Below are 25357 nucleotides of genomic sequence, written 5' to 3'. Positions count from 1 at the left end.
CCAGGCAAGATCGTTCCGCAATAGCTCAGTGGTAGAGCAACCGGCTGTTAACCGGTAGGTCGTAGGTTCAAATCCTACTTGCGGAGCCAATTTAGGCCCGTTGGTCAAGCGGTTAAGACACCGCCCTTTCACGGCGGTAACACGGGTTCGAATCCCGTACGGGTCACCAATATGGAGGATTAGCTCAGCTGGGAGAGCACCTGCCTTACAAGCAGGGGGTCGGCGGTTCGATCCCGTCATCCTCCACCATTTTTATGTATTACATCAAACCTATATATATGCCGGTGTAGCTCAGTTGGTAGAGCATCTGACTTGTAATCAGAGGGTCGAGGGTTCGAATCCTTTCGCCGGCACTCCTCGGGGGGGTAGCGAAGTGGCTAAACGCGGCGGACTGTAAATCCGCTCCTTCGGGTTCGGCGGTTCGAATCCGCCCCCCCCCACCAGGTTTGAGCCATTAGCTCAGTTGGTAGAGCATCTGACTTTTAATCAGAGGGTCGCAGGTTCGAGCCCTGCATGGCTCACCATTTTTGCGGAAGTAGTTCAGTGGTAGAATACGACCTTGCCAAGGTCGGGGTCGCGGGTTCGAATCCCGTCTTCCGCTCCATATTCTTATCTCTGTTTTCGGGGCCTTAGCTCAGCTGGGAGAGCGCCTGCCTTGCACGCAGGAGGTCAGCGGTTCGATCCCGCTAGGCTCCACCATATGTTTTTTTCTTAAGTTAGTGATGACTTAAGTTTTTTTTTGCCTAAAACCATGAACCATTCAATTGAGAGTACAGAGAAAGGCAGCCTGCCACCATTCAGGCTGCCTTTTTGTATGTTTATTCATAAATTTGCCGAGTTGAACCAAACAAATGATAGCGTTTACAATTTAATTATCAAGGGTTTAAAGGGGGAATGGCAATGCAATGGTCATATATTCACGTACCGCTGCGTTACGGTCAGGGGAAATTAGGGGTCGATCAAGGACCGACAAAACTAAATGAGATGGGGATGCAACAACTCCTTCCAACAGGAACGGTTCAACACACGATTCGTGTTTTACCAGAATCTGAAATTCGAGAAAATGAAGAACACTTAAAACGAGTTGATGGTGTCCTTCATACTGTCACGGAATTAGCGGAAGTCGTACATCGTGAAATTTCGGAAAAACGATTCCCTATGATCGTTGGGGGCGATCATAGCATGGCAATTGGTACACTCGCTGGATTGGCTCAAACGGGTCCTTATGGAGTGATTTGGGTCGATGCACATGCGGACTTGAATACAGGTGAAACGTCACCGTCTGGAAATATTCACGGAATGCCACTTGCTGCAGCAATGGGCATGGGCGATGTGCGTTTGACGGAAGTGGGCGGACGTGAACCAAAGCTATCACCGGAACATCTCGTATATATTGCGCTTCGAGATATCGATGAAGGAGAAATGAATGAAATTAATCGACTTGGCATCAAAGTCATTACTGTAGAGGAAGTACGTACGCGTGGTGTGGATACAATCATGGCGGAAGCGCTAAGTTACCTTCGTGAACGAGTCGATCGCTTTTATATCAGTTTTGATATGGACAGTCTCGATGCGTCGCTCGTTCCAGGAACGGGAACACCAGTAGATGGGGGACTGACGGAAGTCGAAGCAAAAGCCATTTTAAAAGCAGCGATGCAGGCGGATGATTTGATTGCCGTTGAACTTGTCGAATTGAATCCGGCCTTAGACCGGGATGATGTAACAGCACAATTAGCCTACCGTCTATGTGAAACAATTATAAAAGCTAAAGAAAACCTGTTATTGGAAGGTAAGACAGTCTGATTTCCTGACAGTTTCCAAACCCGTTTGTTACAATGGGATTGGAAACTTTTTTTGTTTTTTATGAAACCATTTTAAAGGCAACACGTATATAGACATGACCGCATGTGTAGCGGAGAGGGGAAGTGGATTGATGGAACGGCTGACCACCCGTTTGGTAGATGAATTGAGGGCGGGGAATCACGATTCGTTTGCCGAACTGGTAGAACTATACAAGGATGGCGTCTTTGCAATCGCCTATAAAATTTTGTATGATCGTGGCGAAGCAGAAGATGCTGCCCAAGAAGCGTTCATTCGTGCCTATACACGAATCGATACGTATGACGCGCAATATAAGTTCAAAACGTGGCTCTATCGAATCACAACGAACGTTGCCATCGATCGTTTAAGAAAGCGTAAGCCGGAGTATTCGATGGATGCCGAAATTGCGGGTACAGACGGTTTGACTTATCAAGACCACTTAGCTGATGAAGCACCCCAACCCGATGCCCAAGTGGTTCATCGCGAAATTCGAAGTGAGATGCATGAAGCCATCAAGCAACTCCCAGACAAATACCGCATTCCGTTATTATTAAAATATGTGGATGATTTGTCGCTTAAAGAAATCAGCGTGATGATCGACATGCCGGTCGCAACGGTTAAGACAAGGATCTTCCGGGGAAGAGAAATGTTAAAAACAATCTTTCAAAATAGGGAGGGGTTCAATTGACTCCTGAAGAAAAAGTACAACAATATTTGGAAGATGGCGTTTTGCCCGAAGAATCTGACGAATTGCGTCAATTGCTAGAGGACGATGACTTATATGAATCGTATCTACAATATGAACGAATCGACGCAGAACTGAAAGCATTGCCTCGTCCAAAGTTATCAGAAGATTTTACAGCTCGCGTGATGGCCGCTTTACCTGAAACAGCTGCACAACCTGCAACAGGTTCGGTCGTACCGTTATCAACATCCGTTCGAAAAAAACGGAAACCCCATTCGAAACAAATGCTTTGGTTGCAGAGACATCCAGGCTTGATCGCAGCGGTCCTGTTCTTCAGTTTAATGTCTAGCGCGACACTCGGACTATGGAGCAGTGCGTCCGAGACGATGACATATACGAAAGTACCCGGTATCGTCGTATCTGACAACGAAGTCATTGTGCCAGAGGGGGTCACCATCGAGAAAGATATCACTGTTCAAGGTGGTGATTTACGGATTGAAGGAACTGTCAATGGAGATGCGACAGCCGTCAATGGTCGTGCCTATTTAGCGAGTGCCGGTCAAGTCACAGGAGAAATCGAGCAAATCGACCAGATGTTCGAGTGGATTTGGTATTCAATGAAACAACTTTTCTAAAGGCGCCTCAGGCGTCTTTTTTCGTTTCAATCTGGTTTCGTTTTGATATGACGCAATGCGTATAGATCGAAATGATGATATAATGGAACTTGCACGATTTAGCTAGGTAGTTGAGGAGGGGAGCATTTGCCGCTACTTGAACAAGTATCATTTTTCTCATTTTTAAATCTTTCAGAGAACGTACATTGGTACGATTATTTGAATGATGTTTTAGATATCGTCGTCGTCACGTACGTCATTTATAAGTTAATGATGATTGTGCGTGGGACAAAAGCAGTTCAACTAATTAAAGGGATATCCATCATTCTGGTCAGTTGGTTCTTGAGCGGTTTCTTCGGATTGAAGACGCTCCAGTTCTTGCTAAATCAAGTGATTACGTATGGACTCCTTGGGATTATTATTATCTTTCAACCTGAGTTGAGGCGTGGTCTTGAACATCTTGGACGGACGAGCAACTTATTTGGTCGTACGGGAACAAGTGACGAAGAACAACAACGACAAATGATTGAAGCCATCGTCAGTTCAGCGCAGTATATGTCGAAACGCCGAATTGGTGCATTGATTGCGATTGAGCGCGATACGGGATTAAACGAGTATGTGGAGACGGGTATTCGTATGGATTCACATATTACGTCGCAGTTGATTATTAACCTATTTATCCCGAATACACCGTTACACGACGGTGCGATGATTATTCAGGATGGAAAGATTGCGGCAGCCGCTTGTTATTTACCGCTCTCTGAAAGCCCGCATATCGACAAAGCGCTCGGGACACGTCACCGAGCAGCGATCGGAGTCAGTGAAGTGACAGATAGCGTCACGTTAACCGTCTCGGAAGAAACAGGAGCGGTCTCACTTGCGATTGCAGGACGCCTGTACCGTGAGTTGGATGAAGAAGCGCTACGAAGCAAATTAATTCAAGAACTCGTCATCGAAGAAAAAGAGGCGACCCTCTCATTCTTCGGGAAAAAAGGAGGGGAAAAGTAAGTGATTGATCAGTGGTTACAACATAAGTGGTTTCTCCGCTTCATCGCACTTGCTTTAGCCGTCCTTCTATACTTAATGGTCGCAGAGACCAGTTCATCAAATAGCGCGTCTAGCGCATTACCGATTGTCGGGCAAAGTTCCCTGACGCTTGATGTGCCGGTCGAAGTCTTTTTTGACGAAGTGCAGTATGTCGCATACAACGTACCGGAAGAGATGGGAGTCGAACTTCAAGGTCCCTCTAGTAGTTTAACGATGACGAAATTAGTGAAAGACTATCAGGTATTCGTCGATTTGACTAATCTCGGTACTGGCTTTCATCGCGTACCCGTTGAGGCACGTGGATTCGGTGGCGACGTCAACGTCAAATTGGACCGAGAGACTGTCGAAATCTATATCGATCGGAAACAAACGATTGAAGTACCCGTGTCTGTGAATTTATTGAATAAAGATCAGTTGCCAGATGGCAAAGTCGCGGGCGATGTCGACGTTGAACCATCATCTGTAAAAGTCACGGGAGGCGCAAGTCGGATTCAAAACGTCAAAGAAATCACATTGAATGTGGACGTGGCGAATCAAAATCAGACATTCACCCGAGAAATTCCACCGACAATCTTAGATGCGAACGGAAATCCGTTGAACGTTTCGGTTGACCCGAATATCATTAACGTGACCGTTCCGATTTATAATGAGAGCGCGATGATTCCCATTGAGGTCGTCACGAGTGGAGAGGTGGCAGAGGACTTTCGGTTAGTCGATTCGTTGTTAGGTGAGACGGAAGTTCGTGTCTTTGCACCAAAAGAGGTGCTAGATCAGCTGGAAAAAGTCGAAACAGAACCGATTGAACTTGACGATTTGACGAAGTCTGAAAAAGTGATGGCCACTCTACGGCTTCCAGAAGGGGCTACATCGCTCGATCAAAAAGAAGTTGAAGTCCAGGTGCTCGTTCGTCCGAATGACGAAACGAAAGATGATACGGGTGAATTGACGGAACGGATTCGATTGACGGTTCCGGTGAATGTCCGTGGATACGACCGGACGAATTATACGATTCAAACGCAAGATGTGGTCAGCGTGACACTTTCTGGAAAACGTTCTCTTCTCGAAAACATCTCTTCGAACAGTGTCAATGTGACATTGGATTTGACCGGATTACCGAGTGGGACGCATGCAGTAGATGTCGACTATGAAGTACCAAAAGGCGTGACGGTGATTTCGCCTAAGACAATCGATGTTCAATTGACGAGCGTCGACGAAGAAACAGAAACATCTTCCATTCAATAAAGATGTTCAATCATACAAAAGTGAGGATTTAATCTTATGGGTAAATATTTTGGAACAGATGGAGTTCGCGGTGTTGCGAACTCTGAGTTAACTGCGGAATTAGCATATCGTTTAGGTCGTGCGGGTGGCTATGTGTTGTCGAAACATTTGCCAGAAGGCGAACAGCCGAAAGTGTTGATTGGTCGTGACACACGGATTTCAGGACATATGCTTGAAGGTGCATTGATTGCAGGTCTTCTTTCCATCGGTGCAGAAGTGATGCGTCTCGGTGTCATCTCAACACCTGGAGTGGCTTACTTGACGAAATCGCTCGATGCAACAGCAGGTGTTATGATTTCGGCATCGCATAACCCGGTGGCGGACAACGGAATCAAATTCTTCGGTAGCGATGGTTTCAAATTAGATGATGCAACCGAGCAAGAAATTGAAGACATCTTAGATGCTACGGAAGATACGCTCCCACGTCCGACAGGAAAAGACCTTGGTTTCGTTTCGGATTACTACGAAGGCGCGCAAAAGTATCTTCAAATGTTGAAACAAACCGTAGAAGAAGACTTCGATGGTCTTCACATTGCGCTTGACTGTGCACATGGTGCAACGAGCGGTCTTGCTGCTCGCCTCTTCGCAGACCTTGAAGCGAATGTGTCGACAATCGGGAACTCACCAAACGGACTTAATATCAATGAAGGTGTTGGTTCAACTCACCCTGAGCACTTGGCTGAGTTCGTTCGTGAAAAGGGAGCGGATATGGGTCTTGCGTTTGATGGTGACGGTGACCGTTTGATCGCGATTGACGAGAACGGTGATATTGTCGATGGAGACAAAATCATGTACATCTGTGGGAAATACTTGAGTGAAAAAGGACGTCTCAAGGACAACACGATTGTCGCGACGGTCATGAGTAACCTCGGGTTCCATAAAGCTGTCGAAGAAGCAGGCATGACGGCGCTTCAAACAGCTGTGGGTGACCGTTACGTTGTGGAAGAGATGAAGAAACATCAATACACACTCGGTGGCGAACAATCAGGACACTTGATTTTCCTCGATCATTCGACAACGGGTGACGGCATGCTATCTGGTGTGCAATTGGCCGAAATCGTGAAATCAACTGGACGTAAACTGTCTGAATTGGCGGCTGAGATGCCGGTTTATCCGCAAAAGCTCGTCAACATTCGTGTCACGAATAAAAATGATGCGATGAACGGTGAGCGTGTGCTCGCAACGATTCAAGAAGCGGAAGCGGAAATGGCCGGAAACGGTCGAATCCTCGTCCGTGCATCGGGTACAGAACCACTCGTTCGTGTCATGGCTGAAGCCCCGACAGCGGAAGAGTGTGACCGTTACGTTGAAAAAATCGCACAAGTCGTTCGCGAAGATTATGGCGTAGACGGATAAAAATTGAGAAACAGGGAATAACACAAGGGAATCCACATCGGATTCCCTTTTTGTTTCCGTTTTGTCATCGAGAAAACAGCGGATTTTCTTGACGAATGGGGGTGTGATTTGTACTATTAAGAGCGTGACCTTGGAAACGGAAGGACACAAGAGTACGAACAAGCGCCAGAACTCTGCGGAGTTGACGAGGTTGGAGGTTATCGAGATTTCGGCGGATGCCTCCTCGTCGCCTGTCACGACGATAAGCATGCTTTTAAAACGCCCGGGTGACCGGACGGACAAAGAAGTGTGTGTTGACAGCTCTTAGAAAAAGCCCGTTTCCTTTTTCGAGAAATCGAAGAATAGAGGAGATTTGTTTATGTGTGGAATTGTAGGAATGATTGGGAATACCGGAGCGAAGGAAGTCCTTCTCAAAGGTCTTGAAAAACTCGAGTACCGTGGTTATGACTCGGCAGGTCTTGCGTTGATGCATGAGAATGTCAACGTTCACAAAGAAGTCGGTCGCATTGCCGCGCTACGCGAAATCATCCCAGCAGAAGTAGACGGCACGATTGGAATCGGCCACACACGTTGGGCGACACACGGGGTACCGAGCGTACCAAACGCCCACCCGCATCAAAGTACGACAGGACGCTTCACGCTCGTGCATAACGGCGTGATCGAAAACGACGAAATCATCAAGAAGACGCTTGATGTCCCGTTCCTCTCGGAAACGGACACGGAAGTCATCGTCCAGCTCATGGAGAAACACTTCGTCGAGCTCGGTGATGTCGAGGCAGCGTTCCGCAAGACGCTTTCGGACCTCCACGGTTCGTACGCGATCGCGATGATCGACTCAGAGGACAAAGAGCGCCTCTATATCGGCAAGAACAAGTCACCGCTTCTCGTCGGACTTGGTGACGGCACGTTCAACGTCGTCGCATCAGACGCGATGGCGATGCTCCAGGTGACGGACCAGTATCTCGAGCTCCACGATGGCGAGATCGTCATCCTCACACGTGAGTCGGCGACGATCAAGACGCTCGACGGCGACGTGCTCGAGCGTTCCCCGTACACGGCTGAGATCGATGCGTCAGACATCGAGAAGGGCACGTACGCGCACTATATGTTGAAGGAGATGGACGAGCAACCGGCCGTCATCCGCAACATCATCCAGCATTACCAGAACGAGAACGGCGACATCGAACTCACAGAAGGCGTGCGCGAGCTCGTATCGGAAGCGGACCGCGTCTACATCGTCGCATGTGGGACAAGTTACCATGCCGGTCTTGTTGGGAAACAATTGATTGAGCGCGTTGCAGGTGTACCGACTGAAGTACACGTTGCGTCAGAGTTTGGTTACAACATGCCACTTTTGACAGAGAAGCCACTCTTCCTCTTCATCTCACAATCAGGTGAGACAGCGGACAGCCGTGCCGTGCTCGTCGAAGTGAAAAAATTGGGCCATAAAGCGCTCACGTTGACAAACGTAGCAGGATCAACGCTCTCACGTGAAGCGAACGAGACGATGCTTCTCCATGCCGGACCAGAGATCGCGGTCGCATCGACGAAAGCGTACACGGCGCAGATTGCCGTCCTCGCGATTCTCGCATACGACATCGCACGTGCGAACGGGAAGAAACTGCCGTTTGATTTGATGCAAGAGCTCGCACTCGTTGCGACAACGATGGACTCGATCATGGCACAAAAAGAAATCTTTGAAGAGCTTGCAGATAAGTTCTTAAAAGAGTCACGCAACGCATTCTTCCTCGGACGTGGATTGGATTCATATGTCGGTCTTGAGGGCGCATTGAAGCTCAAAGAAATCTCATATATCCAAGCAGAAGGATACCCAGGTGGGGAACTCAAGCACGGTCCGATCGCGTTGATTGAAGACGGGACACCGGTCATCACGCTTGTGTCTCAACCGAACACACACCTCAACATCCGCGGAAACATCAAAGAAGTTGTGGCGCGTGGTGCCATCGCATGTACGATTTCAATGGAAGGAATGGAACACGAGAACGACGCATTCGTTCTTCCACGTGTTGAACCACTTCTCACACCACTCGTGACGGTTCTTCCGCTTCAACTTATCTCGTACTATGCAGCACTCGCTCGCGACTGTGATGTCGACAAGCCACGTAACTTGGCGAAGTCTGTAACGGTTGAATAATGTCCAAGACCAAAATCTTTCGGGATTTTGGTCTTTTTTGTTGCAATGAGTTAACAAATCATCGGAATGCTCTCAAATAGGTCTGTTCGTTCTTTGGGATGGGTACATTTAACATGAGTATGGATAAAGGAGAGATTCGATGAAACAGAAGAAATGGATGACGGGTTTAAGTGTCATCGTACTCGCTACATCGTTAGCCGCATGTGGGGATACCGAAAACGATACATCGATGGAGATGTCAGAAGAACAAAGCATGGATCATTCGTCAATGGACCACTCGGGGTCTGGAGAAGTTCCGGACGGGTTGAAGGAAGCCAGTAATCCGACGTATCCAGTCGGAACAACTGCGAGGATGACAGCAGATCACATGCCAGGGATGGAAGGTGTGGAGGCAACGATTGTCGGTACGTATGATACGACGGTGTACGCCGTCAGCTATACACCTACTACAGGTGGTGACCCGGTAGAAAATCACAAATGGGTAATTCACGAAGAACTGGATAATCCGGACGAGGCGCCGTTGTCTGAAGGGGATGAGGTCATATTGGCCGCAGACCATATGGAAGGGATGGAAGGTGCAGAAGCGACAATCGATACAGTTGAGGAGACGACTGTTTATATGGTTGATTACACGACCGAAGATGGAGAAGAGGTTACAAATCATAAATGGGTGACCGAAAGTGAACTAGAAGCAATGAAATGAATGAAGTAGACCTCGAGTACATCTCGTGGTCTATTTTTTTCGATAAATATTTATTGATAAACGATAAATAAGAGCGTATGATAAAGAAAATGACATGAGTGAGGGGTGTGACAAGTGAAACGAGAAACTGTCTTTTTAAAATTAGCAGTGATTGTCTTAGCTCTCCCGATTCTCGCCGCGTGTATCTTTTTGCTCCCGTTTCTTTGGCGAGATGCAACGGAGAGCGGGGGCTGGATTGCGAATTCGATGCGTCCGATTGTTGTGGGGATGTACGTGGCGGCGATCCCCTATTTCATAGCTCTGTTCCAGACGTTTACCTTACTAGGATTGATTGACCGGAACAAGGCATTCTCTTATGGGGCGGTGAAAGTACTTCGAGTGATCAAGTATTGTGCACTGACTATCACGATCATTTATACGATGTTGCTTCCGTTCTTCTATTGGTTCGCTGAGCGTGACGATTCGCCCGGATTCTTTGTCATCGGTCTCGTACTTGTATTTGCCGCATTTGTCATTGCGGTTTTCGCTGAGTTGTTACAGAAACTATTGAAGCGCGCCATCGACATGAAACAAGAAATCGATTTGACGGTATGAGGTGAGAGAAATGGCGATGATTGTGAATCTGGATGTGATGTTGGCGAAACGGAAAATGAGTGTGACGGAACTGTCGGAACGAGTCGGGATCACGATGGCGAACTTGTCGATTTTGAAAAACGGCAAAGCGAAAGCGATTCGTTTTTCGACACTTGAAGCGATTTGCGAAGCACTCGACTGTCAACCGGGAGACATATTGGAATATCGAGCGGACGAGCGAGCAGAGTGAATCTCTGCTTTTTTATATGAATTTGAAACGTGTTCTTACTATGTTCCGTATATATAGGTATCAGTCAGGGGGAGATGTAGAATGATTCAAACATGGACAGAACGAACACATGAAGCAATCAATGGGAAACGAGGTCTACTGTTAGTCTGGTCGTTTCTTTGTGCCGTAATAATAGAGGTTATTGCAATATTCGACCCGACGCTTTACGGGGCGAAAGCCGATTCAATACAGGCAATTGTATTCCTTTTAGGTTCGATGGTTGTAACTTTCATGTTGTATCCAATCATAATCGGTTATCACTGGGCCATCCTTTCAATTATTCGCGGACAAAATGCACAGTTTCGTGATGTGTTTCGACCAATGAGAGAACGATTTGGTAAGAATGTGACTACTGTCCTTTTACTAACTATCTTTCAGACGCTATGGACACTTTTGTTCATTGTGCCGGGAATCGTGAAGTTCTTCTCCTACGCGTTTACTTACTTTATTTTGCGAGATGAGCCGTCATTATCGGTCAGAGAATCCATCACGAAATCACGTGCGATGATGGATGGTCAGAAGTGGGAGGCGTTCAAACTGATTTTGCCGTTCATCCCGATTTATTTGATCGGCTTCACGTTGTTTATGGTCGTAAATTCTGTATTACTTGCCGCATTATCACTATCTATAGCGACGATCCTCATTCGTCCATTCGTCGTTGCGCGTTTCGCTGTCATGTATGAAGACTCGCGTCGGGTGTACGATGAACAATGGAACAAGCCAGCCTGAAGCATATCAAACAGAGGGGAAATTGAACGAACGTGCTACAATCTTCATGAAGAGAAAGGGGAATGTGGAATGAAGATTGGGATCATCGGGGCCGGTCTAAGCGGAATCATCGCAGCACGTCAACTCGTGCGTCAAGGTCATGTCGTCGAACTGATTGAAAAGAGTCGAAGCGTCGGGGGACGCTTGGCGACGCGTCGAATCGGTAACGGACGGGCCGACCATGGAGCGGTCTATTTCACGGTGCGTGGAGAAGAGCTCGAACGAGAGGTGCAATCGTGGATAAATGCGAACTGGGTGCGAGTCTGGTATGCCGACCCATATCCACGTTATGTCGCGATTGATGGGATGAATGCACTCGCTAAGCGTTTGGCTGAAGGTTTGACCGTACAATTGAATGAACGGGTGGAGAACATTCAAGTGGAAGAAGACGAAACCGTCACAGTCAAGACAGACGTGACGACACGTTCCTATGATCGACTCGTGATGACTTCACCCCTTCCACAGTCGTTCGATTTGCTTGGAGATTTAGCTGCCCATGTCGAGCCCGCGTTACTTCGTCTTATATATGCGCCGACGTTCGTCGGTCTGTTTGAATGTGCAGGTGATGTACAGATTGGGGCAGATGGGATTCTCGACCATGACTTGACACCGGGGTTGTTGAAGGTAATCGATAATCGGCAAAAAGGAATCTCTGCGACATCACTCGTAAGTGTCTATATGGAAGAGGCGTGGAGTGAGGACTGGTATGAGCGACCGGAGGCGGAGACGCTTGCAGAAGTTGAGCGGTTACTCCGAGAGGAAGTGGGCGATATCGACCTCGTGTCAAAACAATTGAAACGTTGGCGTTACGCGCAAGCGAAAGAGGTGTGGCATGAATCGTTTTATCAGGTAAACCATTACCCGATCTATTTAGCTGGCGATATTTTTCTTGAAGCGGATGATCCATCTGGACGAACGCGATTCGAAAGTGCCTATCTGTCTGGGTTACGTGTGGCAGAAACCATCGAAAAGAACATGGACCGATAAGGGCACCCCTTATCGGTCTTTTTATTTGACGTTATTTAGTTTAGGGCATAAACTATAATTATCTAGTTTAGGGGGTAAACTAAAAATGAAAGCATTGATGCGCGAAGCGGTGCAGTTGTTTGAAGAAGTGATGTTCCATGGGACGGAACATGTCATCGAAGCGATGGAAGGGGATGTATGGCGTGAGTATTCGCGTGAACAGCTCCAACTGTTGAAGTTACTCGATCAGTTTGGACCCACTCCTGCTGGGCAATTGGCGCAAAAACAAGGTGTCCATAAAAGTGCGGTTTCGAATCGCCTTAAAAAGTTGGTCGAAAAAGGACTCGTCACGAGTCGACGAGGACAAGACCAACGCGAGCGATTGATTGAATTGACCTCAGAAGGAAAGCGGCTCGTCGAAGAAGTGGACGGTGCCGTCTATCGATATGTAGAATCTCTCATCGATGGAGAAGTAGATGAAATTGAAATCGAGCAGTTTGTTCGGACGTTCCGAAAAATAAAACAATTGCTTCGAATCGGGGAGGAATAACACGTGCATAAAATCATTCAATGGCGCTGGGGAATCCTCATTTCCCTCATCATTTTGACGGCAGCACTATTTGTCGCAGCACCGAACTTAACGAAACAAGCAGAAGAAGCTGGTAGTTTTCAGCTAGCGGACGATATGGACTCACAGCGCGCACAAGCGATTTTAGATGAAGCTGGGAAGAGTGATAAAACCATCTCGCTCGTCTACGAGTTCGAGTCGATTGGCGAAACAGAGCGAACGGATGTCGCTCGTGTCATCGAAGAGCTTAGGCAGAATGAAACGGTCGTGACCGATGTTCTCGATCCGTTTGAAAGTGAGGAGACAGAGGCACAGCTCGTCTCAGAAGACGGACGCATCGTTCTCGTCCCCATCACGGTAGAAGGTACGACGGAAGAAATCAATGCGTTTGCTGATGATGTCCGTGAAAACGTGCTTCCAGAAGATGAAACAGTATATATCACCGGGGAAGAAATCATTAATAATGATGTGAACTTAAGTGCCCAAGAAGGATTGAAAAAGACGGAAATCATCACGGTCGTGTTGATTTTTGGATTACTCCTCCTCGTCTTTCGTTCCATCGTGACTCCGTTCATCCCGCTCATCGCGGTTGGATTCACGTATCTATTGAGCCAATCGTTCGTCGCGTTCTTTGTGGATTGGTTTGGATTCCCGGTATCGAACTACACACAGATCTTCCTTGTCGCCATCTTGTTCGGGATTGGGACAGACTACTGTATCCTACTTCTTAGCCGCTATAAAGAGGAGTTGAGTGCGGGGCATGCGATTGAAGACGCCATCGTCAACACGTACAAGACGGCAGGACGGACGGTTCTTATCAGTGGGCTCGCGGTCTTCGTCGGTTTCGCTGCCATCGGATTTGCTGATTTTCCAATCTTTAAATCAGCGGTCGCCGTTGCGGTCGGGATTGCGGTGTTGTTGTTGATTCTCTTCACGGTCGTTCCATTCTTTATGGCAACGCTCAAGCAGCGACTGTTTTGGCCATCGAAGAAGGCAGGCGAACACCATGACAGCAAGCTCTGGGCTAGCTTGAGCCGATTGTCGGTCAATCGTCCGTTCGTATCGATTTTGGTCGTTGGATTGATTACGGTGCCGGTCCTATTCACGTATGACGATGATCGTTCGTTCAATACCGTCGATGAGATTGGAGACGGTTACGATTCGGTTCGTGGGCTGAATTTGATCTCTGAAGGATTCGGTCAAGGGGAATCCCTTCCGGTGCAAGTTATTTTGAAACAAGATCAACCCATTACAGAATCAGATGTTGCTTACATCGAAAAGTTTGCAAGTGAGCTTGAAAAAGTCGAAGGCGTGAATGGTGTCCGTGCGCTTACACGCCCGACTGGTGAAGTCATCGACGATTTTTATGTCGACACACAACTCGGTGAAGTCAGCGATGGCTTGTCTGAAGCGCAGACGGGTCTCGGGGATGTTCAAACTGGATTGGATGAGATTGAGCAAGGATTGAACGGGATCGTTGGACAACTACCAAGCGGTTCAACCAATGCTGGGGCACCGCTTGCAGAAGCAGCAGCGGGGCTGAATCAGTTGAATGGTCAACTTGGTCTCATTGGGCAAGGATTGACAGCGACTCAAAACATCCCGGCCGCAGTCGGACAGCTCGGTCAAGTATCAGCTGGCCTCACACAAATTGAGTCAGGAATCAACGAAGCGGCGTCCGCATTAAATGCACAAGGTTCTCAGGTCGGTGAACTTGGTAGCGGGTTAGCGCAACTGGCGACAGGTGTCGCGGAAGCGAACGACGGGCTAGGACAAATTGAGTCTGGTCTCGGCGAAGCCGTTTCGTTCTTACAACAGTTGAGTGAAGCAGATGCGCTTCGGGAGACAGGCGTGTATCTTCCGGAAGGGACGCTCACATCAGATGAGTTCTCACCTGCAGTCGAACGCTATGTCTTCGATGAAGGAATGGCGACTCAACTCGAGGTCGTCTTAGAGATGGACCCGTATTCCCCAGAAGCGATTGATACCGTCGAGACAATCAAAGAGACGATGAATCGTGCCGTGACGGGAACACCGTATGCGGATGCGACCATTGGATATGCTGGTATCTCAAGTATCAATAGCGATTTAAATGAAACATCGACGAATGATTTCAATCGAACGGTAGCCATCATGCTCGTGACGTTGTTCATCGTTTTGACCGCATTATTCCGTTCGATGATCATGCCACTCTATATGATCGCTTCGCTACTCTTGACGTACTATACGTCAGCGGCAATCACAGAGCTGATCTTTGTAGAAGGACTCGGCTATGACGGGATTAGCTGGGCCGTTCCGTTCTTTGGATTTGTCATGTTGATTGCCCTTGGAATTGACTATTCCATCTTCTTGTTAGATCGATTCCGGGAAGAGACGATCAATGGGAAGACGGTCCGTGAGGCGCTCATCCACTCGATGACGAAGATGGGGACCGTGATCATGACCGCGGCTGTCATCCTCGCCGGGACGTTCGGTGCCATGATTCCGTCAGGCGTGCTCAGTCTCGTCCAGATTGCGACGATCGTCATCACCGGTTTGTTATTGTACGGCTTGATTGTGTTGCCCCTCTTGATCCCAGCCATTACGATTTCATTTGGCGAAGGTGTCTGGTGGCCATTCCGACAAAAGAAAAAGTCATAAGTAGAAACGGATGTCTCGTATGATGAGATATCCGTTTTTTGGGGATAGATTGTGGTGGATTCGGGAACAGAAAGGCAGGTCCATTATTGAAGGAGGAATATGATATGGAAATCGTCATTACCGCAATTTTGAAAGCTCATCCCGGAAAAGAAGAGGCGTTACGTGATGCGCTACACCGTGTGATTCCACCGTCACGAGCAGAAGAAGGGTGTCTTGCATACGTTCTCCACGAGGCGATTGATGAGCCGGGTACGTTTGTCTTCCATGAAAAGTATCAAGACGAAGATGCGCTCGATCACCATATCCATTCGTCGCACTATCAGGCGTATCGTGATGAAGCCGGAGAGCTTCTCGCCGTCCGTGAGGTCTATCGTTTGCATGAAGTCTGAAAGGAGACATTCTCATGATTACACAACCCGTGATTCCATGTATTTGGTTTGAACAGGACGTTGAAGAGATTGCCGAGTGGTATGTATCCATCTTTCCAGATTCGTTTGTCGACTATACGACGAAATTTTCAAGTTCACCAGCAGGCGAGACGACGATTGTGACGTTATCGCTCGCTGGACAGTTCTTTCAGTTGCTCGGGGGAGGCACGGCGCAAGAACGGAATCCGTCCATTTCCTATATGGTGTCGCTTGCGACGACAGAAGAGATCAATGCGCTATGGGAACGATTATCTGACGGAGCGGATATCTTGATTCCATTAGACACGTACGACTTCAGCCAGCGCTATGGATGGTTGCAGGACCGCTACGGAGTTTCTTGGCAAATCATGCATGATGGGGGGATGGACATCCAGCTCGTGACGCCATGCCTCTTGTTTGTCAAAGAAGCATTCGGTCGCGCCGAAGCGGCGATGAACGATTGGATCTCTATTTTCAAAGATTCGTATGTATTGGACGGGCATACGGTACGATACACGAAAGAAGACGGGGACGAGCTTGACGGGAAAATCAACTATGCTCGTTTCGTCTTATCCGGTCGAGAATTTGTCGTGATGGACAGTAATGAAAATCATGAATTCTCGTTTAACGAGACCCAGTCGCTCATTGCTTTTTGTGAGACACAAAATGAAGTCGATGCGTACTGGGAGCAACTATCGGCTGTACCGGAAGCGGAGGAGTGTGGTTGGCTGAAGGATCGCTACGGCGTCTCGTGGCAAATCATTCCGTGGGAAATGGAAGAGATGATGACGGTAGGTTCACAAGAGCAGATTGAACAGGTCGTACAGGCATGTCTCCCCATGAAAAAACTCGATATCGCAACGTTGCGTAAAGCTTACTAAACAAAACTCCCGAGACAAATGCTCGGGAGCTTTTTCATGGACTCATTTGCGAGAGGGCATCCTTCTCGATGATTGTATCCGAGAGACGGAGCTGACTCGTCGCACGATCGATATATGGGGCGCATCGATCGAATGCGACTTGTTCTTCCGTCTCAATGGAATAGCATGTGCCGTTACCAGCACGCTCGGTCAAGTCTGGTTCATAGTAATTGTCTTCATATCGGAATGCGCCCGTCCGAAAGACGGTCAGATTTGGCGTATCATTCAATAAGGAGTCGCCAAGCATATATGCCGGAGAGATCCCAAGTAAATCGAGGATCGTCGGGGCGATATCGATTTGCCCACCACTCGCTTGCATGACTTCTCCTGTCGTCAAGCCAGGGGGTTTGATGAAGAGAGGGACAGCACGGTCAAGTTGAAACGCGTCAACCGTCGAGTCCACTTCTACGATGGAGGCCATTTTGTCTCCTGGTGCCGTCAGACCACTATCGTGGTCACCATACATGACGAGAAGCGTCTCATCCCAAAGCCCATCTTGTTTCAATCGTTCGATGAACTGACCGACCGCCGCATCGACGAAATGAACGGTATGATAATAGTTTTCGAGAAGGGGATCGTCAATTTCTGACAGGTCTAACCGTTTCTCGTCTTCTGGAATATCGTACGGGGTATGACTCGTCAATGCGACTAAAAATGCGTAAAATGGTTCATCCAACTCTTCCATAAATCCGACCGACGTATTTAAGAACTCCTGATCGTTGAGTGCCATTCCGATAATGCCTTGGTCGGGGTAGTCTTTGCCACTAAAGAAATGGTTAAATCCGGTGTTTTGATAAAAGTCATCCCGATTCCAGAAGTCTTTCCGGAATGCATGCATGGCTGCTGTATCATACCCCGCCTCATTCAATGATTGAGCAAGCGTATTAAACTTATTTCCCGGGAAACGCGTGTAAACGGAACCGGATTTGACAGGATAGAGCGACGTATTGACGATGAACTCTGCATCGGACGTTCGCCCTTCATGCGTTTGATGATACACGTTCGGGAAGTAAAGCATATCACGTTGCAGTCGGTTCAAATTCGGGGTCAGTTCCTGTCCATTAATCTGTTGATCGATGACGGATGTTTGAAATGATTCGAGTTGTAGGACGATAACGTTCGTATCTGGACTAGTGGCACTTAATTCTTGATAAGAGAGTGCTTGAATTTGAGAACGCTCCTCGTCTGTCAGGGCTTCGTTCCATCCCATGGCACGTTCGACCCCTCGAGCGACATCCATCGCGTGATACCCCCAAAATCCAAGATGATAATATTCACGCATATTCGAGATCGGGTCATCTGCAATCCACTTTTCTGCACGCTGATAACTGAGGGTGAGCGGGATTGTGAAGAGAAGAAATCCGAGTGTGAAGCCAGCGAACGCCAACCGTCTTCCGTTCTGCTTTCCTTCACGGACAGGACGACGTTTCATATAACGCAAAATCAAACCGTAGATGATGAGGTCGATGAAGAAGAACGCATCGATTGGGCGGATGAGCGTCAAGAAGCCACCCCCGACATCTCCCATCTGCCCGATATCAGATAGTAAGGCGACGGATAATAAGTCTTCAAAATAGCGATAGTACCAGACGTCCGAGACGAGCAAGGTACTATGCAGGAACAGAGAAACGTATAGAATCCATCGGCGAATCGGGTAAGACACGGCAAGTGCCCAGCTCGTCAGGAGTAGAATCGTCGCCAAATTGATGAGGAAGAATGAGAAGTCGAACGCCGTCGCGGTCAACCAGCTAAAAAAGAAGAGCTTTGCCAGAGAGAGTGACAAGTAGCTCCAATAATCGAGATATTTGATCATGAACAACACATCCTTTTCATACCCATTCCCGATGAGACGAGTGAGGGAAACGTGAAGATGTGTCCAATTAAAAAGAGGCACAGGGCCTCAGTTAATCAGAAACGTATCGCGCAGTTCGATGATGGTTCCTTCCGGTGCTTTCAGTTTACTTAAATGACCGTCGACGACGAAATAGATGTTGCCACCGTGCTTCGGCAAGAACGTGACACCGAGCTGTTCGAGTCGTGCAACTTCCGCTTCGAGATCATCCACATAGAGGGCGAAATGGACGGGACCGGCCGCATGTTTCGAATAGTCTTGTAACGTTTCATCCGTTTTAGCAGTCTGGAGCTCGATATAAAAATCACCGAGCTTGAGCCAACTGTTGAAGTCACGCGTATGGAAGTTTGGCGATTCTTGAACGAGCTCAAAACCGAGCGCTTCGTAAAATGACTTCGATGCGGCATAATCTGGTGTTTGGATACAGATATGGTGAATTTGTTTCATTAGTTGTTTCCTTTCGTTTGTAGGTCGTTCACGCGATTACGGTGGAACGGGGAAGTCAGATCTTCCGAGAGTATGTCCATCCGGGTCTCGTAAGTCTAGTGTAACGAATGCAAGCTTTCGAAGATACTTGAGAAGAAACTTTTTACGGGAGAAAGCGTATGAAAGAGAGAAAAGGATAGGAAATGAATGAGGTGAACATATGAAAGTAAATGAGATCAGGATTCAACAGATTGATGCATTCAATCGAGAGGCGGTCATCGCCCTGACAGTGGACGAGAAACAATCCCGGTTCATCGAGACGAATGCCGAATCTCTTCAAGAGATGACTGAGGATACGAAATACGATTGGCAGAGCTTTGCATTTTATGAAGTCGAGCGGCCGGTTGGCTTCATGATGGTCGGGGCGGAAAACCAGACAGAACGTTATGTATGGCTCGATCGCTTCATGATTGATCAACATGAACAAGGGAAAGGCGTCGGAACGAAGTGTCTGCGCATCGCAGTGGAATTTATCCAGACACAATACGATGTGGATGATATCATCCTGAGTCTCCATCAAGAGAATGAAGCTGCGAAACGATTTTATGCGAAGAACGGCTTTGTCGACAGCGGCTTAATCGATGAATCGAACGGCGAAGCAATCTGGGTCTATCACACAAAAACCCGACCGTCATGAGTCGGTCGGGTTCTCGGATGGACTTATTTTTTGCGTGACATTCATAGCTGTCAAGAAGAAGTAAATAGCAACGAACAAAAATAGGGTAATGAATCCGTTTTGAAAAAATGGATCAATAAACGTCGGTTCTTCCGGCCAGCTTCCTGTTGAGATTTGGGCGCTCCAACGGGTGTAGAGTGCAATGCGTTCGAGCGTGTATAAGAGCCCGGACAAAAACAACAATATACCACCCGCTACAAGTTGATTGAAACGTGACATAAAACTCCTCCTTCATGGATGTTGTCTATAGTTTACCATTTTCATCCAAAAAGGGAGCTTTTATTTGAGTACGCTCGGTCGCAATTGTTTCACGCGCGACAAGACGAGCCAACCGAGAAGCGCGCCCGTCAAACTAGAGGCAAGAAACGCTGGAACGAAGAAGAAGGCACCGAACGTCGAACCCATTAACAGTTTTGCGTACGGGACGGCAATCAACGAGGCGATGACACCGGTTCCGATGATTTCTCCGAGTGCGGCAGCATAAACGCGATTCGTACGAACGAAGAAAATGCCGGCAAGAAATGCGCCAATCATGCCACCAGGGAATGCGAGCAGTGATCCTGTGCCGGTTATGACGCGAATGAGTCCGGTGACGAAAGCGACGAGGACGGCTCCGATTGGACCGACGGTGACTGCGGCAATCACATTCACCATATGTTGAATCGGATAAGCGCGGGCGACACCTGTGGGAATCGAGATGAACATCGAACCGACGACGGCGATGGCAACGAGCATTGCCATCCAAGTGAGTTGTTGAATACGCATGAATAGTCTCCTTTCAAAATAAAAACGCCACGTTTCCAGACGGAAAGATGGCGTGGACATACAGAGACGTATCCCAAGCCACTTCCCTACGCTGGTATGAGCCAGATCAGGTTCAAAGGGTCCGGCAGATGCCGTCTCAGCCCGAAGGCTCCCCTAGTGGTCGTTTATTGATTTGAGTATAGCATAAATTGGAAGGAGACGAATATGGAACAACTATCTGTTTTCTGGGAAAACACTGATCTCAAGCACACGTTTGATCAGTGGATTGATGAATATATTTCGAATGAAACATGGTATGTCGAAAAAGATACGGATTTGACGTATCTGGTGCATGGGTATGGCGTCTATGCCAAAGCGGTCACTTCCATCAGTCAGAGTGAAGGAGTATTATCACAACATCTTGCTCACATATTCCCTCAACTCGTGCCAGACGTAGTCGCTGTTCATCCGATTCATCCATGGTTCATTTTGCGCGAAATCCCCGGTCACCCGTTACGTGATACACCCGATCAGGTACAGTATGAGGTTGCGCTACGGGAGTACGCCAAGTTACAGCAACAAATGAGTGGTGAAACGGAGCGACTTCTAAAAATGGGGGTTCCAGATCGTCGTCCGGCTATTTTAAAGCAGGAAATCGAGTCAACACTTGTTGAGATGACTCTAGGGATGAAGCGAGAGCAGCGAGAAACAATCATTTCGCTAAAACCTGAACTACTGTCGATGTGCGATGAATTAGAAAGCGGCATTCCAATGAGTCTTGACCACGGAGATTTGCATGGAGGGAATATTTTCTGGGAGCCTGAAAGCAATCTACCGATGATCCTTGATTGGGGAGACGCGACAATCACCCATCCGTTCTTTAGCATGCGTGTCTTTTGGAACGCCTTGTTCGATTTATTGCCGGAAGAGGACGATACATTATGGATGAAGAAAATCCGAGAGTTTCGCAAGATTTATTTGAAAGAATGGGCACACGTCGCGCCAAAAGAAGTACTCGAGCATCAAATGAAGATTGCCGAGGAATTGGGATGCGTGTATCGGGCGATCTCATGGCACACATACGTCACGGCACATCGCCGGGACAAAAAAGATTCCAGCGACAAACCGGCACAATGGCTCAAGTTGTTGCTGGAATATCGTAAGTTACAATGTGACACGGATTAACTTTCATTTTTGGCTAACAGGTCCTCATAGTCCTTCTCGTTCCAAAAGAGCGGTGAGATGGATTCGGGACCTTTTAAAATTTCTCCATCCTGATCATATACGATGGCATATCCGTTCTCGACATCGAATACGAACAAGTCGGCAGTGACTTCCGTCACGCCATCCCCGGCGATGATCACGTCATCGATTGGATCCCTTGCCAGTTCGACGCCCGCTTCGTCGAGTTCGACGAGAAGGGCTGACGTGTAGGCGTGGCGGTCATAGACCGCTTGGAATTCATTCTGCGTGAGAACGACATCGGTAGGTGGGGCACTTGTACCGAATTTTCGATTTTCAATCTCTTCAACGTATTGAAGGAAGGATTCCTCCTGCCAAAATAGCGGAGCGACCGATTCAGAGCCGTTGATCACCGTTCCGTCCTGACTGTCGAAAATGGTGGCATACGTCCCGTCATCGAGCTTGAATGGGTAAATATCCGCATACGTATGCTCGAGGCCGTTTCCGGCGATGATGACGCGTTCGAACGTCTCCCGAAACGGTTTGATGCCTTGTTGCTCGAGCGCAACGAGGAGCGGTTTCGTTTGTTCATATTGGTCATAGACGTCTTTAAAGTCTTCGCGCGTCCATTCTGTGATGGGTTCATCCGGTGATTCGATCGGAATCGGATTGTCTGCCACTGTATCCGTACAACCCGTCAGTAAAAGTGCACTTAATCCGAAAATCGTCCATCGCCTCATGATTTCATCCCCTCAACTTACATTTTCCACCATTTTATCATTCGTTGTGAAAAAGCAGAACCTGTGCACATTCTCACTCGGGGTGAGGACGTGTTGTGTAGGAATCGAGTGTGTTCTTGAAGTGCAGTGTATCGTCTTCAGAAATCGTCACACCTGAGGAGGTGCCGTAGCGGACCGCATGATAAACGGAAGGATTCATCGGTAAATCGATGCGTTGGAACCACTCTTGCAATGTCTCATGGGCACGCAACCGCTTGGCGGGTACGAGAGATTGGTTAAATGTGATTAGCGCATCGCGAATCGGGATATTTGTGAACGCTGTGAGCGTTGAAACAGACGAATCGTTCTGGTTCTGCACGTCTTGTTGGAACAAGTCTATGCTTGAATCGATGCTTCGTGTACGCGCCAAAAGTTGCTTCCGTTTTCGATAGACATAGAAACTGAAGCAACAGAATGCGATCAAAGCGACGAATAACCCGAGATTTCGTCGTGTTGATTCTCCAGATTCCGTGATTCTCTCAAAAAAGTGATGTTTTCCTTTTTGAGGATCCAATTCAAACGGGTAATCTGCTTTGGATTCACCAATTAAAATGCCATCATCCTCATCCGATAGGAGATCAGTCGGGGGACTATTATTTTCCTCGACCGGTATCGTTTCCGGGTTATAGAGCCATTCGAATACCCCGGTCGCAACCACCATCATTGTAAAGGTGACGAGAAGTGTGGCGGCAATCATGAGAAAAAACTTGTTCGTCCAGCGCAAGAAGTTACCTCCTTTTTGAATGTTCAGACTATTTGTTGTTTATCTTACCATAAAAAGGTAAAGTTTGATTAAGACAAAAAATGGAGGTCATATCATGGGCATGGAGCGAGTCATCAAACAGTTGAACGAGGTGTATTTAGGAAAAGAGGATGTCGTGCGTCTCTGTTGTACGGCGTTACTCGCGGAAGGACACATTTTGTTAGAGGATGTACCGGGTACGGGAAAAACGTTAATGGCCAAGACGATTGCGGCCAGCTTTGATGGGGCATTCTCTCGCATCCAGTTCACGGCCGACTTGTTACCGTCTGACGTAATCGGCGCAGACTATTTCAACATGCAGACGCAGACGTTCGATCATCGACGAGGACCGATCTTTGCGAATATCGTCTTGATCGATGAAATCAACCGAGCGGTCCCACGAACGCAGTCCGCCTTGCTCGAGGCGATGGAAGAACGACAAGTCTCCATCGGGGGAGAGACGTATCCGATGCCGAAACCATTTTTCGTCATCGCGACGCAAAACCCGATCGAATCAGCGGGGACGTTCCCGTTACCGGATGCCCAACTCGATCGCTTCTTGATTTCGATTCCAGTCGGTTATCCTGATGTTGCGGAAGAGAGAGAACTCCTCTTACAAGTGATGCGCCAAACGAGGAAAACCGTAGAGGCGGTTGCGACGTTAGACGAGTTACGCTGTGCTCAGGAGGAAGTGAAGCAAGTATCGATCCAAGATGATGTCCTCGATTACTTACTCGGGCTCGTCCATGCGACCCGGGAACATGCATCCGTCGAGGTCGGTGTCAGTCCACGCGGAGCCATTGCGCTCATGCGAACGTCTCAAAGTTATGCCTATCTGAACGATCGATTGTACGTCATTCCGGAAGATGTGAAAGCCGTGGCACCTTATGTCTTGTCCCATCGTTTGACGTTGACGCTTGAAGGAGGCATCAAATCGACGAAACAGGACATCATCCGCTACATCTTAGACACCGTTTCTGTGCCGGTCGAGGGTTGATGATGACATTCTCGACACATAACGCCCTACAGAAACAATGGATTCCGGTTTATGGATTCGTTGGGGTGATTCTCGTATTCGTCCCGTACATGGAGATTGTCGGATATGCCCTTTGTTTACTTGCGGGCATCGTCTGGTTCTTCGAACGGACGCGGAAACAGTTAGAGCGAGCCCTTCGTCTTCATATACATACACACGAATCTCTTCTCTTTGTTGGGGATGAGACGGAAGTGCAAGTGATGTTAGATGGAAGTGAAACCCTCGAACGACTCGGACTTCCGGTTCGTGTTCGACTGAAATCCAATACGGCGCTCAGCTTTCCAGACCATGACCGTTCCCCAAATAGTTTAGATATGTCGATACGAACAGACCAGGCCCGTCACTCGCTCCGCGTTCAGGCCGAATTTCGGGGACCAGCTTATATCGAAGAATGCGTACTCGCTGTTCCGCTCCCGTTTCATCTCGGGACGTATCTTCTTGAGTGCCCCATCGAGAAGCGATGGACGGTATTGCCGTCGCTCACGTTACACCCACCCGTCGGCACGAAACGTTTAGCGCTCGGGGACCGACCTTTGACCGCATCGCCGCTACGGAATCCACTGCAGGTTCTAGGGTCAAAGTCTTATGAAGGAGAACCGGTCAAAGAGATTGACTGGGTCGCGACGGCGAAACTTGGACGAGTCCAATCGAAAGTCTTTCAAAAGACGTCGCTCGACACGTTCACATTCGCAGTTGATTTGAGTGGACCATCTGGCTACACGTTGCATCACGACTTTGAGTCGATCATCAGCCAGGTCGCATATGTGACGACTCGTCTGTTAAAAGAGGAGTGTAAAGTCGAACTGTTCATCAATCGCTTCAATGGCGAGGGAAAGATGGAGCATATCTCTCTTCAAGAGGGGGAACGAGGTTCACGCCTCATCCTTTTGATGTTGGCCGACCTCCATCCCGGGAACCGCTTCATCTCGACAGACGCGTTCGTACGTATGGTCGAGCGGAAACGCTTGAAGCAAAGCCATCTCGTCTGGTTCAATCAGCACAACCTGTATGACTAACAAGGAACTTTCCTTCTTCTGGCGAACTGTATCATATACAGAGATGACCAA

The 25357-nt window shown here is 48.1% G+C and carries 26 protein-coding genes, 8 tRNA genes and 1 riboswitch; of the genes, 28 read left to right on the top strand and 6 right to left on the bottom strand.

Features of this window, described 5'->3' with window-relative positions; genetic code table 11:
* Nucleotides 1-14: 14 nt before the first annotated feature.
* The 24 genes from KNO66_RS10380 to KNO66_RS10265 all read left to right on the top strand — a co-directional run bounded on the left by KNO66_RS10380 (nt 15) and on the right by KNO66_RS10265 (nt 16754).
* Nucleotides 15-89 (top strand) — tRNA-Asn (locus tag KNO66_RS10380).
* A gap of 5 nt (nt 90-94) precedes the next feature.
* Nucleotides 95-169, top strand: a tRNA-Glu gene (locus KNO66_RS10375).
* Between the two features lie 4 nt (nt 170-173).
* Nucleotides 174-249: transfer RNA gene (locus tag KNO66_RS10370), tRNA-Val, on the top strand.
* Between the two features lie 31 nt (nt 250-280).
* Nucleotides 281-353, top strand: a tRNA-Thr gene (locus tag KNO66_RS10365).
* A gap of 6 nt (nt 354-359) precedes the next feature.
* Nucleotides 360-443, top strand: a tRNA-Tyr gene (locus KNO66_RS10360).
* A 5-nt stretch (nt 444-448) separates the two neighbouring features.
* A tRNA-Lys gene (locus KNO66_RS10355) sits at nt 449-524 on the top strand.
* Nucleotides 525-529: 5 nt separating this feature from the next.
* Nucleotides 530-604, top strand: a tRNA-Gly gene (locus KNO66_RS10350).
* A 19-nt stretch (nt 605-623) separates the two neighbouring features.
* Nucleotides 624-699, top strand: a tRNA-Ala gene (locus tag KNO66_RS10345).
* Between the two features lie 201 nt (nt 700-900).
* Nucleotides 901-1803: an arginase gene (gene rocF / locus KNO66_RS10340; RefSeq protein ID WP_214742337.1), complete on the top strand. Its 903-nt coding sequence runs from the start codon at nt 901-903 to the stop codon at nt 1801-1803.
* 130 nt (nt 1804-1933) lie between these two features.
* Complete coding sequence (sigW, locus tag KNO66_RS10335) at nt 1934-2509, top strand: RNA polymerase sigma factor SigW (RefSeq protein WP_012727640.1); 576 nt, start codon at nt 1934-1936, stop codon at nt 2507-2509.
* Nucleotides 2506-3141 (top strand): hypothetical protein, encoded by a 636-nt coding sequence (locus KNO66_RS10330; RefSeq protein WP_214742336.1) that lies wholly within the window; start codon nt 2506-2508, stop codon nt 3139-3141. Before sigW ends, KNO66_RS10330 begins: the two co-directional genes overlap by 4 nt.
* A gap of 126 nt (nt 3142-3267) precedes the next feature.
* Nucleotides 3268-4128: a diadenylate cyclase CdaA gene (gene cdaA, locus KNO66_RS10325; protein WP_214742335.1), complete on the top strand. Its 861-nt coding sequence runs from the start codon at nt 3268-3270 to the stop codon at nt 4126-4128.
* Nucleotides 4129-5409 carry a CdaR family protein gene (locus KNO66_RS10320; RefSeq protein WP_214742334.1) on the top strand — a complete coding sequence of 427 codons (1281 nt, stop codon included), beginning with the start codon at nt 4129-4131 and terminating at the stop codon, nt 5407-5409. It begins immediately after the preceding gene.
* A 36-nt stretch (nt 5410-5445) separates the two neighbouring features.
* Entirely contained in the window at nt 5446-6804 is a 1359-nt protein-coding gene (gene glmM, locus KNO66_RS10315) for a phosphoglucosamine mutase (RefSeq protein WP_214742333.1), read from the top strand.
* Between the two features lie 358 nt (nt 6805-7162).
* The gene (glmS, locus tag KNO66_RS10310; RefSeq protein WP_214742332.1) at nt 7163-8959 is read left to right on the top strand and encodes a glutamine--fructose-6-phosphate transaminase (isomerizing); all 1797 of its coding nucleotides are present in this window, start codon (nt 7163-7165) and stop codon (nt 8957-8959) included.
* Nucleotides 8960-9098: 139 nt separating this feature from the next.
* On the top strand, nt 9099-9662 hold the full coding sequence (locus KNO66_RS10305; protein WP_214742331.1) for a YdhK family protein: 564 nt from the start codon (nt 9099-9101) through the stop codon (nt 9660-9662).
* Between the two features lie 114 nt (nt 9663-9776).
* Nucleotides 9777-10256 carry a DUF2975 domain-containing protein gene (locus KNO66_RS10300; RefSeq protein ID WP_214742330.1) on the top strand — a complete coding sequence of 160 codons (480 nt, stop codon included), beginning with the start codon at nt 9777-9779 and terminating at the stop codon, nt 10254-10256.
* Between the two features lie 10 nt (nt 10257-10266).
* The gene (locus KNO66_RS10295) at nt 10267-10485 is read left to right on the top strand and encodes a helix-turn-helix domain-containing protein (RefSeq protein ID WP_012727632.1); all 219 of its coding nucleotides are present in this window, start codon (nt 10267-10269) and stop codon (nt 10483-10485) included.
* 81 nt (nt 10486-10566) lie between these two features.
* Nucleotides 10567-11253, top strand: coding sequence for a DUF975 family protein (locus tag KNO66_RS10290; RefSeq protein WP_214742329.1), 687 nt, complete (start codon nt 10567-10569; stop codon nt 11251-11253).
* Nucleotides 11254-11322: 69 nt separating this feature from the next.
* Nucleotides 11323-12279 (top strand): NAD(P)/FAD-dependent oxidoreductase, encoded by a 957-nt coding sequence (locus KNO66_RS10285; RefSeq protein WP_214742328.1) that lies wholly within the window; start codon nt 11323-11325, stop codon nt 12277-12279.
* An 85-nt stretch (nt 12280-12364) separates the two neighbouring features.
* A complete protein-coding gene (locus tag KNO66_RS10280; protein WP_214742327.1) occupies nt 12365-12808 on the top strand; it encodes a MarR family winged helix-turn-helix transcriptional regulator in 444 nt (147 codons plus the stop codon).
* Between the two features lie 3 nt (nt 12809-12811).
* Nucleotides 12812-15466: an MMPL family transporter gene (locus tag KNO66_RS10275; RefSeq protein ID WP_214742326.1), complete on the top strand. Its 2655-nt coding sequence runs from the start codon at nt 12812-12814 to the stop codon at nt 15464-15466.
* A gap of 104 nt (nt 15467-15570) precedes the next feature.
* Nucleotides 15571-15855 (top strand): putative quinol monooxygenase, encoded by a 285-nt coding sequence (locus tag KNO66_RS10270; RefSeq protein ID WP_214742325.1) that lies wholly within the window; start codon nt 15571-15573, stop codon nt 15853-15855.
* A gap of 14 nt (nt 15856-15869) precedes the next feature.
* On the top strand, nt 15870-16754 hold the full coding sequence (locus tag KNO66_RS10265) for a VOC family protein (RefSeq protein WP_214742324.1): 885 nt from the start codon (nt 15870-15872) through the stop codon (nt 16752-16754).
* Between the two features lie 34 nt (nt 16755-16788).
* Here KNO66_RS10265 and KNO66_RS10260 read toward each other — a convergent pair whose 3' ends face one another.
* Nucleotides 16789-18606 (bottom strand): LTA synthase family protein, encoded by a 1818-nt coding sequence (locus tag KNO66_RS10260; RefSeq protein WP_214742323.1) that lies wholly within the window; start codon nt 18604-18606, stop codon nt 16789-16791.
* 87 nt (nt 18607-18693) lie between these two features.
* A complete protein-coding gene (locus KNO66_RS10255) occupies nt 18694-19092 on the bottom strand; it encodes a VOC family protein (protein ID WP_214742322.1) in 399 nt (132 codons plus the stop codon).
* Nucleotides 19093-19291: 199 nt separating this feature from the next.
* On the opposite strand from KNO66_RS10255, the gene KNO66_RS10250 reads away from it, so the two are divergent.
* Entirely contained in the window at nt 19292-19768 is a 477-nt protein-coding gene (locus KNO66_RS10250) for a GNAT family N-acetyltransferase (RefSeq protein WP_214742321.1), read from the top strand.
* On the opposite strand, the gene KNO66_RS10245 is transcribed toward KNO66_RS10250, so the two are convergent.
* Together KNO66_RS10245 and thiW are read right to left on the bottom strand one after the other, a co-directional pair.
* Nucleotides 19763-20026 carry a hypothetical protein gene (locus KNO66_RS10245; protein ID WP_214742320.1) on the bottom strand — a complete coding sequence of 88 codons (264 nt, stop codon included), beginning with the start codon at nt 20024-20026 and terminating at the stop codon, nt 19763-19765. The genes KNO66_RS10250 and KNO66_RS10245 overlap by 6 nt on opposite strands.
* Nucleotides 20027-20086: 60 nt before the next feature.
* Nucleotides 20087-20572: an energy coupling factor transporter S component ThiW gene (thiW, locus tag KNO66_RS10240; protein ID WP_214742319.1), complete on the bottom strand. Its 486-nt coding sequence runs from the start codon at nt 20570-20572 to the stop codon at nt 20087-20089.
* A gap of 66 nt (nt 20573-20638) precedes the next feature.
* A riboswitch (TPP riboswitch) is annotated at nt 20639-20737 on the bottom strand.
* Between the two features lie 39 nt (nt 20738-20776).
* Between thiW and KNO66_RS10235 the strand changes: the two genes are divergently transcribed.
* Nucleotides 20777-21736, top strand: coding sequence for an aminoglycoside phosphotransferase family protein (locus KNO66_RS10235; protein ID WP_214742318.1), 960 nt, complete (start codon nt 20777-20779; stop codon nt 21734-21736).
* On the opposite strand, the gene KNO66_RS10230 is transcribed toward KNO66_RS10235, so the two are convergent.
* Both KNO66_RS10230 and KNO66_RS10225 read right to left on the bottom strand, forming a co-directional pair.
* Entirely contained in the window at nt 21733-22473 is a 741-nt protein-coding gene (locus KNO66_RS10230; protein ID WP_214742317.1) for a hypothetical protein, read from the bottom strand. The genes KNO66_RS10235 and KNO66_RS10230 overlap by 4 nt on opposite strands.
* A gap of 73 nt (nt 22474-22546) precedes the next feature.
* Nucleotides 22547-23236, bottom strand: coding sequence for a hypothetical protein (locus tag KNO66_RS10225; protein ID WP_214742316.1), 690 nt, complete (start codon nt 23234-23236; stop codon nt 22547-22549).
* A 94-nt stretch (nt 23237-23330) separates the two neighbouring features.
* Between KNO66_RS10225 and KNO66_RS10220 the strand changes: the two genes are divergently transcribed.
* Nucleotides 23331-24251, top strand: coding sequence for an AAA family ATPase (locus KNO66_RS10220; protein WP_214742315.1), 921 nt, complete (start codon nt 23331-23333; stop codon nt 24249-24251).
* A gap of 2 nt (nt 24252-24253) precedes the next feature.
* On the top strand, nt 24254-25306 hold the full coding sequence (locus tag KNO66_RS10215; RefSeq protein WP_214742314.1) for a DUF58 domain-containing protein: 1053 nt from the start codon (nt 24254-24256) through the stop codon (nt 25304-25306).
* The last annotated feature ends 51 nt before the right edge of the window (nt 25307-25357 follow it).

The sequence above is a fragment of the Exiguobacterium sp. s48 genome (genome assembly GCF_018617395.1).
Taxonomy (GTDB): Bacteria; Bacillota; Bacilli; order Exiguobacteriales; family Exiguobacteriaceae; genus Exiguobacterium.
This window is presented reverse-complemented; position numbering and strand designations above follow the sequence as displayed.